The organism is Rhodococcus sp. IEGM 1372 (genome assembly GCF_030056835.1).
GTDB lineage: Bacteria > Actinomycetota > Actinomycetes > Mycobacteriales > Mycobacteriaceae > Rhodococcoides.
The window spans coordinates 337118-346833 of record NZ_JASHKS010000004.1 but is presented as its reverse complement, the minus strand read 5'-3'; the positions used below and the strand labels follow the sequence as shown (position 1 = coordinate 346833).

General features: G+C 65.4%; 11 protein-coding genes and 1 riboswitch. Of the genes, 3 read left to right on the top strand and 8 right to left on the bottom strand.

From position 1 onward, the window contains the following. From QM590_RS07965 to QM590_RS07950, 4 genes are all read right to left on the bottom strand, one after another. On the bottom strand, positions 1 to 682 hold a 682-nt coding region (locus QM590_RS07965), incomplete at its 3' end, for a DUF4153 domain-containing protein (RefSeq protein WP_349307171.1). 88 nt (positions 683 to 770) lie between these two features. After that, positions 771 to 1745: a HAMP domain-containing sensor histidine kinase gene (locus QM590_RS07960; RefSeq protein ID WP_269596792.1), complete on the bottom strand. Its 975-nt coding sequence runs from the start codon at positions 1743 to 1745 to the stop codon at positions 771 to 773. Beyond that, entirely contained in the window at positions 1742 to 2416 is a 675-nt protein-coding gene (locus tag QM590_RS07955; RefSeq protein ID WP_269596793.1) for a response regulator transcription factor, read from the bottom strand. Before QM590_RS07955 ends, QM590_RS07960 begins: the two co-directional genes overlap by 4 nt. A 133-nt stretch (positions 2417 to 2549) precedes the next feature. Beyond that, on the bottom strand, positions 2550 to 3689 hold the full coding sequence (locus tag QM590_RS07950) for an MFS transporter (RefSeq protein WP_269596799.1): 1140 nt from the start codon (positions 3687 to 3689) through the stop codon (positions 2550 to 2552). A 355-nt stretch (positions 3690 to 4044) separates the two neighbouring features. Then, positions 4045 to 4167, top strand: a riboswitch (SAM riboswitch). Positions 4168 to 4339: 172 nt separating this feature from the next. Between QM590_RS07950 and QM590_RS07945 the strand changes: the two genes are divergently transcribed. After that, on the top strand, positions 4340 to 5689 hold the full coding sequence (locus QM590_RS07945; RefSeq protein WP_269596794.1) for a bifunctional o-acetylhomoserine/o-acetylserine sulfhydrylase: 1350 nt from the start codon (positions 4340 to 4342) through the stop codon (positions 5687 to 5689). After that, entirely contained in the window at positions 5683 to 6831 is a 1149-nt protein-coding gene (gene metX / locus QM590_RS07940; protein WP_373557636.1) for a homoserine O-acetyltransferase MetX, read from the top strand. The genes QM590_RS07945 and metX overlap by 7 nt, the downstream gene beginning before the upstream one ends. A gap of 36 nt (positions 6832 to 6867) precedes the next feature. On the opposite strand, the gene QM590_RS07935 is transcribed toward metX, so the two are convergent. From QM590_RS07935 to QM590_RS07925, 3 genes are read right to left on the bottom strand one after another with little or no spacing between them, the layout of a single operon-like run. Continuing rightward, positions 6868 to 7185 (bottom strand): DUF3017 domain-containing protein, encoded by a 318-nt coding sequence (locus QM590_RS07935; RefSeq protein ID WP_068051743.1) that lies wholly within the window; start codon positions 7183 to 7185, stop codon positions 6868 to 6870. Positions 7186 to 7196: 11 nt separating this feature from the next. Continuing rightward, positions 7197 to 8054: a bifunctional methylenetetrahydrofolate dehydrogenase/methenyltetrahydrofolate cyclohydrolase gene (locus tag QM590_RS07930; protein WP_269596795.1), complete on the bottom strand. Its 858-nt coding sequence runs from the start codon at positions 8052 to 8054 to the stop codon at positions 7197 to 7199. A 56-nt stretch (positions 8055 to 8110) separates the two neighbouring features. Next, positions 8111 to 8719, bottom strand: a complete 609-nt coding sequence (locus QM590_RS07925) for a pentapeptide repeat-containing protein (protein WP_269596796.1) — start codon at positions 8717 to 8719, stop codon at positions 8111 to 8113. A gap of 33 nt (positions 8720 to 8752) precedes the next feature. On the opposite strand from QM590_RS07925, the gene QM590_RS07920 reads away from it, so the two are divergent. After that, complete coding sequence (locus QM590_RS07920) at positions 8753 to 9217, top strand: tRNA (cytidine(34)-2'-O)-methyltransferase (protein WP_188078563.1); 465 nt, start codon at positions 8753 to 8755, stop codon at positions 9215 to 9217. A gap of 104 nt (positions 9218 to 9321) precedes the next feature. Here QM590_RS07920 and QM590_RS25930 read toward each other — a convergent pair whose 3' ends face one another. Then, on the bottom strand, positions 9322 to 9552 hold the full coding sequence (locus QM590_RS25930; RefSeq protein WP_411741304.1) for a DUF4349 domain-containing protein: 231 nt from the start codon (positions 9550 to 9552) through the stop codon (positions 9322 to 9324). Positions 9553 to 9716 lie beyond the last annotated feature (164 nt).

Below are 9716 nucleotides of genomic sequence, written 5' to 3'. Positions count from 1 at the left end.
CATCGCAAACATCCCTAATGATCAGGCCCGTTGCGACCACCGCTCGAATCCGCCCGAGAATGCGTCCGAAGATGGACACGGCATCGAACTCGGGCGTCACCGCGCCCAGTGCATCCGAGAAGCGCTTGTCGGCCGCACCGAACAACGCTGCGAACACGGCGACGAGTGCGATCGTGACAACGGCGACCATGCCGGCCCGCACCGGCCGCGGCCCCTCCAGGTCGATCGAACCGGCTCCGCGTCGGATCCACCGAGCAACCCGCACCGGCAGCAACACCGGCAGGAGACCGCCGAGTGCAATTCCCGTCCACGTCCAGGCACGGGAGAGCACCACCACTGCGACCACGATGGCCAACGTCGTCGACATCGTCACGATCCACTCGGCCGCGCGCAGTGCCGACACGCTCGCCAAGGCCAGCGCTCCTGCCACGCCGACCCATTCCCACCGCGAGAGCCTGCCGCGGCGGGCCGCGAGCACGACTACGACGAAGGCCACGGCAGTGACCAGTACACCGAACGTGTTGTCCACCAACGTCGCTGCTCCGACCAGTCCGGCGAGAGCCGACCCGAGGAGTGCCGCGCGCGGGGGCTGCGAATACCGCAGCACCGGCCAGGTGCGCGGCCCCCAGACAGAGCGCACGTGCTTCGATCTCGGCTGAATCGGAATGTCGATCGTGCTCATAACACTTCCTTGTTGTGTGTTTCGGGCATGGAAGGTCGCCGGCTGCGGTACGAAGACGAGCAGTCGCGGTTCGGGTGGATCGGGAAAGTCAGTGCTCGGGGATGGCCACTCTGATGTGGCAGCCGAATTCGGTGTCGAGAACTTCGATGGTTCCGCCGTGCAGTTCGGTGGCCCAGCGGGCGATGCCGAGGCCGAGACCTGTTCCACCGTCGGTGGATCCGCCGCGGATGAATCGGTCGAACACCGCATGGCGATCGGCGAGGGCGATGCCCGGCCCCTGGTCTACGACGTCGAATGCATAGGCTCCGCCGATTCGGTGAGCCCGCAGCGTCACAGTGCTCGAATGGGGGGAATGCCGCACAGCGTTGTCGACGAGGTTGGTGATCACCTGTGTCATGCGAGATCGGTCGGCCACGACCGTCGAATCTCCGGGCGAGACGACGATCGACACTCGTCCTCGGTGAACGGAGGTCGCGTCCTCGAGGAATTGCTGCACCGCAAACTCCTCCGGGGCAATGGTGAGCACACCGCCCTCCACCCGAGACAGGTCGAGCAGTTCGCTGACCAGATCTCCGAGTCGTTCGGTTTGACGCAGCGCCACCGACAGCGTTGCGGGATTCGCGTCGGTCACCCCGTCGACCATGTTCTCGAGCACGGCACGCAGCGCAGCGATAGGCGTCTTCAACTCGTGCGAGACGTTGCCGATCAGTTCGCGGCGGTACTTCTCGGCAGCTTCCAGGTCACTCGCCATGGTGTTGAACGCCGTGGCGAGCTCGCCCACCTCGTCCCTCGACGTGGCTCGCACTCGTGTCGAATAGTCCCCTCTCGCCATCGCTTTGGCGGCCGAGGTCATCTCGCGCAGCGGCGACGTCATCCCGTGGGCGACGAACTGTGTCACGGCCAAGGACACGACGAGAGCTGCGAGGAGGGTGTAGCGAAATTGCCAGCCCGCCCCGATCCAGAAGACGACGCTCGCGAGCACCAGCACGATACCGACGACGAGCGAAACCTTGAGCTTGAACGACCGCAACGGATCCAACGGACGCGGCAGCATGCGCGTCATCGCGGCGACTCCACGGCATAGCCGACGCCGTGCACGGTGCGGATGAGATCGCCACCGAGCTTGCGCCGCAACGCTTTCACGTGAGAATCGACCGTCCTGCTGCTGGCTGAATCGTCCCAGCCCCAGAGTTCGGACAACAGGGTCTCCCGCGAGACCGCAGTGCGCGGCCGAGCAGCCAGATAGGCGAGGATGTCGAATTCCGTTCTGGTCAAGTGGATGTCACCGGAGGAAGTGGTCACCCGCCGTTCCCGGTGATCGATCTGCACGTCACCGACTCGAACCGCTTGCGGTTCGGCTTCCACCGCTCGCTCGGCACGCCGAACCAGGGCGTGCACGCGAGCGACCAACTCGCGCATACTGAACGGCTTGCCGAGGTAGTCGTCTGCGCCGACGCCCAGGCCCACGAGCATGTCCGTCTCGTCGGACTTGGCCGTCAACATCAACACCGGGACCGGGCGGGACGCCTGAATACGGCGGCACACCTCGAGCCCGTCGAACCCGGGCAGCATCAGATCGAGCACCACCACGTCGGGATCGATCCTGGCGCACGCGTCGACGGCAGCCGGACCGTCGGCGGCAGTGACGACCTCGTACCCTTCGCCGCGCAGCCGAGCGGCAACGGCGTCGGAGATCGTGGGCTCGTCGTCGACGACGAGAACTGTGCGGCTCATGAGAACTGACCCTAGAGGGCGCACGTGGAGGAGCCCGTCGGGAAATGTGGAGGTTCGGTGAAGGTTGAGCCAGGCGTTTCACATCGCACTCGGTGGAACGCCGGTAACGATCACCGGCTGATCCTGGGCGCTCCTACGCGGCGGAACGCTTGTCCATCCACATGGCGGTGGCCAGTACACCGAGACCGGCCACCGCCAGGCCCGAGCCGACGGCGGCGGGTGCCGTGTACCCGAATCCTGCGGCGATCACGGCACCACCGACTGCCGCTCCGATGGCGTTGGCGAGGTTGAACGCGGCATGGTTGAGCGATGCGGCGAGCGTCTGAGCGTCCTCGGCCACGTCCATCAACCTCGTCTGCAGACCGGGGACCACAGAAGAGCCGGACGCGCCGATGAGGAACACCAGCAAGAGTGCGGTGATCGGATTGTGTGCGGCCACGACGAACACCGCAAGAGTTACCGCAGTAGCGGCCAGACCGACGAAGGTGCCCTTGAGCTGGTACCGGTCGGCGAGCCAGCCGCCGGCGTAGTTTCCAACGACCATTCCGAGTCCGTAGATCATCAGGGCGACCGGAACGAGTGCGCGGGCGAGACCGGCAACGTCGGTCAGCGTCGACGCGATGTAGGTGTAGACCGCGAACATGCCGCCGAATCCGACGATGCCCACGAACAATGTCATCCATACCTGGCTGCGGCGCAGTGCGCCCAGCTCGGTGATGGGGCTGGTGGTCGGCATCGCGTCGAGTCGTGGCATCCAGAGGACGAGCGCGGCGACCGTGAGGGCACCGATGACAGCCACGAGGGTGAATGCACTGCGCCATCCCAACGCCTGCCCGATCCAGGTCGCCATCGGGACGCCGACGACGTTCGCGACCGAGAGTCCCATCATCACCATCGCGACGGCCTTGGCTCGCTTGCCCGGTTCGGCGAGGTGAGCAGCCACCAGGGCCGCGACACCGAAGTACGCACCGTGCGGTAGGCCGGCAACGAAGCGCGAGGCGACGAGTTCGTTGAAGCTGGGCGCGAACACCGTGCCGAGGTTGCCGAGCGTGAAGGCCACCATCAGCGCCAGCAGCAACATCCGCCGGGGCACGCGAGCAGCCAGGGCTGCGATGGTCGGCGCACCGACCACGACGCCGAGCGCATACGCGGAGATCATGTGGCCGGCCGAGGGCTCGGAGATCCCCATCGTCGTGGCGATGTCCGGCAACAGCCCCATCGACGCGAACTCCGTGGTGCCGATCCCGAAGCCGCCGATGGACAGTGCCAGCATCGCGAGCTTGCGGCGGGTGGAGTGCGGTCGGTGACTGACACTCAGGCCACTCGACACCTTGCCGCGCACAGCGCTGACTCGGGCAAGAGCGGAATCGGTGACAGTCACAGCAGTACAACCTTCGTGTGCAAATCGGGGGCAGAGGAAGCGGCCGGAATTCGAGCCTGCGGTCGGGGACCCACCGGGTCCGACCCAGAAGGCAACGTCGCTCCCGTCAATTGTCTTCCCGAGGGCAGATTGTTTCGCGCAGATGCACGGTGATTGTCCTCACCCGAACATCTGCGCGAGCTCGCCCCGATCGGACGCCATGCCCTCGTTCCGGTGGGGTGGCCGTTACCCGCTACGATGTTCGCCAGGTCATGAGTGCCAGCATCGAGCCCCGGCTTGCTGGCCGGCAACCCTCCAACCGCGGTGGGGTGCCCCGGGTGAACGACCAGGCCGATACGGCACGCGAGTGCCGTTTCGACAAGCGCGGGTCCGCAGGAAGCGGACCCACTGAACCTTCGGTCCCCAGGGGCCGAAGCCTGTCAGGAGGTTCTTCCATGTGTTGCTGTACCGATACGCCCCGTAGCGCTCGACTTCTCGAGCTCGATTCGACATTCGATTCGTCTCAGACACACTCGTCTCAATAAAACGGAGTATCACCAGCCATGACCGATTCCACCCCCGACGTCGTCGACGCCACCGGAGTACCCACCGAGGATCCGTTCACCGATCCCGCAGCCGACTGGAGCTTCGAGACCAAGCAGATCCATTCGGGTCAGACACCGGACGGCACCACCAGGGCTCGTGCGTTGCCCATCTACCAGACCACCTCGTACACGTTCGACAACACCGATCACGCCGCCGCCTTGTTCGGTCTGGCCGAGCCCGGCAACATCTACACCCGGATCATCAACCCGACACAGGATGTCGTCGAGCAGCGCATCGCGGCCCTCGAAGGTGGCGTCGCGGCATTGCTGCTCGCGTCGGGGCAGGCCGCCGAGACGTTCGCGATTCTCAACCTCGCCGAGGCGGGCGACCACATCGTGTCGAGTCCGCGGCTCTACGGCGGCACGTACAACCTGTTCCACTACACGCTCCCCAAGCTGGGTATCACCGTCTCGTTCGTCGACGATCCCGACGACCTCGAGCAGTGGCGTGCCGCGATCACTCCGTCGACCAAGGCGTTCTACGGCGAGTCGATCTCGAACCCCAAGAACGACATCCTCGATATCCCGGGGATCTCGGCAGTGGCCCACGAGAACGGCATCCCGCTGATCGTGGACAACACCGTGGCGACGCCGTACCTGCTGCAGCCGTTGAAGCACGGTGCCGACATCGTGGTGCACTCGGCGACGAAGTACCTCGGCGGACACGGAACAGCCATCGCGGGCGTCATCGTCGACGGTGGCACCTTCGATTGGACGCAGGGCCGTCATCCCAACTTCACCACCGCGGATCCGAGCTACCACGGCGTCGTGTTCGCCGATCTGGGCGCGCCCGCGTTCGCATTGAAGGCACGCGTCCAACTGCTGCGTGACATCGGTGCTGCAGTCTCGCCGTTCAACGCCTTCCTCATCAGTCAGGGTCTGGAGACGTTGAGCCTTCGGATCGAGCGGCATGTGGCGAATGCGCAGAAGGTCGCTGCCTTCCTCGCCGGTCGCGACGACGTCGTCTCGATCAACTACGCCGGACTCGAATCGTCGCCGTGGTACCAGCGTGGGCAGGAATTGTTGCCGAAGGGGCAGGGCGCGATCATCGCGTTCGAGCTGAAGGGCGGTGTGGACGCGGGCACGAAGTTCGTCAACGCTCTCACTCTGCACAGCCACGTCGCTAACATCGGAGACGTGCGCTCACTCGTCATCCACCCGGCATCCACCACGCATTCCCAGCTGACTCCAGAGGAGCAGCTGGCATCGGGCGTCACTCCCGGCCTGGTCCGTCTCGCCGTGGGCATCGAGGGGATCGACGACATCATCGCCGATCTCGAGGTCGGATTCAGCGCGGCGGCATCTTGAGCAACAGCTGCGACACAGGCGTTCGTCCGGAGGCGGTTCTTCCGTCTCCGGACGGGCGGTTGGGCACCATCGACATCGGTGGTCTCGATCTCGAGAACGGCGAGCGAATCCCCCAGGTGACCGTCGCGGTGCAGCGGTGGGGTGAACTCGCCACCGACCGCAGCAACGTCGTGCTCGTCGAACACGCCCTCACCGGGGACTCGCACGTGTCCGGTCCGCCGGACGCAGATCACGCCCTGCCCGGGTGGTGGAACGGAATGGTCGGTCCCGGTTGCCCTATCGACACCGACGAGTGGTGCGTCGTGGCGACGAACGTGCTCGGCGGGTGCGGCGGGACCACGGGCCCGAGCAGCGTCTCGCCCGACGGAACCCCCTACGGGTCTCGCTTCCCGGACATCTCCATCCGCGATCAGGTCGCTGCCGAGGCGGCCGTGGCCGACGTCCTCGGAATCGAGCGGTTCGCAGCCGTCGTCGGCGGCTCGATGGGCGGTATGCGCACCCTGGAATGGATCGTGGGACATCCCGACCGAGTGGCGGCGGCGTTGGTCCTCGCGGTCGGTGCCAGGGCGACCGCCGACCAGATCGGCACCCAGACAACACAGATCGCCGCGATCAAAGCCGATCCGGGATGGCTCGGCGGCAACTATCACGACACCGGCACCTCACCGTCGGCCGGACTCGGCATCGCGCGGCGCATCGCGCATCTGACGTACCGGACCGAGAGCGAACTCGATATCAGGTTCGGAAACTCACCGCAGAACGACGAAGACCCGTGGGCCGGTGGCAGGTACTCCGCGCAGAGCTACCTCGAGCATCAGGCTGCCAAGCTCGTCAACCGGTTCGACGCGGCGACGTACGTCCTGCTCAGCGAAGCGATGAACCGACACGACGTAGGCCGTGGCCGCGGCGGAGTGGCCGACGCTCTTGCGTCCACATCTGTCCCGACCATCGTCGGCGGAGTCGACTCCGATCGCCTGTATCCGCTTCGACTGCAGAAGGAGATCGCTCGCGAACTCCCCCAGTGCCGCGGACTCGAAGTGATCCAGTCGCGTGACGGACACGACGGCTTCCTCACCGAGGCCGATTCGGTGGCCAAGCTGCTCGCCGAGACGATGGAGCTGGCCCGCCTCGGTCGGCGCTGACACCGCACTCGTTCACCGGGTGCTTCAGCGCCGAGGTCAGTCGGTTCCCAGCGGATCGATCGACAGCGACAGAAAGACAATGGCTCCGCCGACGCCACCCAGCGCCAACACATCGAACACGCGACTGCGCACTTGCAGTGTGCCGACACGTGTTTCGGGCAGACACAGCCGCAGGACGGCCGCCAGCAGCGCTGCGCATCCGAAGATGAACGCGCCGCGCCGCCAGCGATCGGCCAGCACCAGAATCAGCGCGGCGAGGACGACGACCGAGACTGCGACGATCGGTAGGTTGCGCGCGACTGCCGCGCGAAATCCCGGATCAGGCTCGCTTCGCTCGTCCTCTGCATCGTTCACGTCGGGTCCGCTCAGCTCTCGGCGGCGACGCGTTCGGCGCGCTCGACGACATTGGTGAGCAGGAAGGCCCGCGTCAGCGGTCCGACACCACCGGGGTTGGGCGAGAGGAACCCTGCCACCTCCGCGACACCGTCGGCGACATCGCCGCGCAATCCGTCCTCGGTGCGGGTCACCCCGACATCGAGCACAGCAGCACCAGGCTTGACCATGTCCGCAGTGATCAATCCGGGCACTCCGGCAGCGGCGATGACGATGTCCGCACGTGAGACCTCGGCGGCCAGATCACTAGTTCCGGTGTGGCACAGAGTAACGGTCGAGTTCTCCGAACGCCTCGTGAGCAGCAGGCCGATGGGTCGCCCGACCGTCACACCGCGGCCGATGACCACCGCATGCGCGCCGTCGAGAGCAACGTCGTAGCGGCGCAGCAGATGCACGATCCCGCGAGGTGTGCACGGCAGTGCGGCGTCCTTGCCCAGCACCAGACGGCCGAGGTTGATCGGGTGCAGACCGTCGGCGTCCTTGTCCGGATCGATTCGCTCGAGCGCAGCGTTCTCGTCGAGATGCTTCGGCAACGGCAATTGGACGATGTAGCCGGTGCATTCGGGGTTGGCATTGAGTTCGTCGATCACGGCCTCGAGATCTGCCTGGGTGATGTCCGCGGGTAGGTCGCGACGAATCGACGTGATGCCTACCTTGGCGCAGTCGTTGTGCTTGCCCCGGACGTACGCAGCCGAACCCGGATCGTCGCCCACCAACACGGTCGCCAGACCTGGGGTGATGCCCTTCTCACGCAGCGTTGCCACGCGGGCGGTGAGATCGACGAATATCTCGTCACGGGTCGCTTTGCCATCGAGAATCGTTGCAGTCACCCGGTCATTGTTCCAGGTTCTGCGTCAGCAGCGGCGCACCGGTCCAATCACCGCCGTCAGCCCTCGACCACGAGCCCGTGCGCTCCTGCATATGCGACGGCCTGCATCAGCTCGATCTTCGTGTTGCGCACGCTCGCGCTGACCCACAGCGATGCGTCGGCGACGGCTCCGCGCAGATCTGCCTCGTCGAACTTCGCGTCGACGGTGCGGGCACCGGTGAAATCGACCGAGCGCACCGTGGCCTTGCGGAAGTCTGCGGATACGAGGTTGGCCTCCCGCATTCGGCACCCCGTCAGATCGAGGCCGCGAAGGTCGGCCCTGCCCAATGACGCGAGCGTGAAGTCGACCTCGTCGTACGTCGCGGGACGCATACGACTGTCGACGAACATCGATCCCATCAGAGTCGAATGGCGAAAAGTGCTGTGCTGCAGATTGGTACGAGTGAAAGTGCAGGATCGAAATGCGGAGTTCGTGTGAATCGATTCGGTGAGGTCCGTGCCGGTGAAGTCGCATTCGGTGAACACCACCGAGTCGGTTCGGACGCCGCTCATGTCCGCATCACGAAAGGTGCACCGAACGAACTGTCTACCGGTCCACTCCTGCCCGTCCAGTCGCGTGTCGGAAAAGTCCTCGCCGATCGTCTGTTCGTCGTCCACCTGCCCCATACTTCCCGGGCTGGAGATGGCAGAGTGAACCGGGTGTTTCGACTCATGTTCTTCGAGCCCCGCATCCCGCAGAACACCGGCAACGCGATTCGCCTGGTCGCCGGGACCGGTTGCGAACTGCACCTGGTGGGTCCGCTCGGCTTCGACATGTCCGAGCCGAAGCTCAAGCGGGCAGGCTTGGACTACCACGACCTGGCGTCGGTGACGGTGCACGATGACCTGCCCTCGGCGTGGGCCGCGCTGGCACCGACTCGCGTGTTCGCCTACACCGCCCACGCGGCCCGGTCCTACGCCGACGTCGCATACGAACCCGGTGACGTCCTCCTGTTCGGACCGGAACCCACTGGATTGCCCGACGACGTTCTGGACGACCCGCACGTGACCGATCGACTGCGAATCCCGATGATTCCCGGCCGCCGATCGTTGAATCTGGCGAACGCGGCAGCAGTGACGATGTACGAGGCATGGCGCCAGCACGGATACGAAGGCAGCGTCTGACGGGTTTGCGTTCGACCGCGCTCGAACGCCCTAGCTGTCGGAGCGCGCACTGACCGAAGGTGCGTTGGCGGCGGGCGAAACTCTGGTCGCGTCGGTTCGTGAGGTCAGGTCTTCGACCATCGACGCAGACGGCCAGCATCTTCGGCCTCGGAGGTGAAACTGATTGTGAGCGTCGACAAATCGATCCGGTACGCGAGGTAGTTCTTCTGTGACACCGACCTGTCTAGTTCGCCCTGTCGGCTCGACCGTGTCGATTCCACCTCGACGAGATCGGCAGTATTCGACGCGGCCGCGGTCGGATCGTCGGCTCTCGTCGAGAGCCGTCCGGTAACGATTTCCTTGCATTAGATCGGCGCCGGGGCCCGCTGCCGTGCGGAGTCGCCTGCCATCTCGTGCGCGAGCGCCGGCCCTGCCAGAGAAGCCGAACAGTCAAGTGGTGGAGGCACATTCGATGGATCGGAAGCGGAGCACAACAGCAACACGAACGCGCATCCGGGTA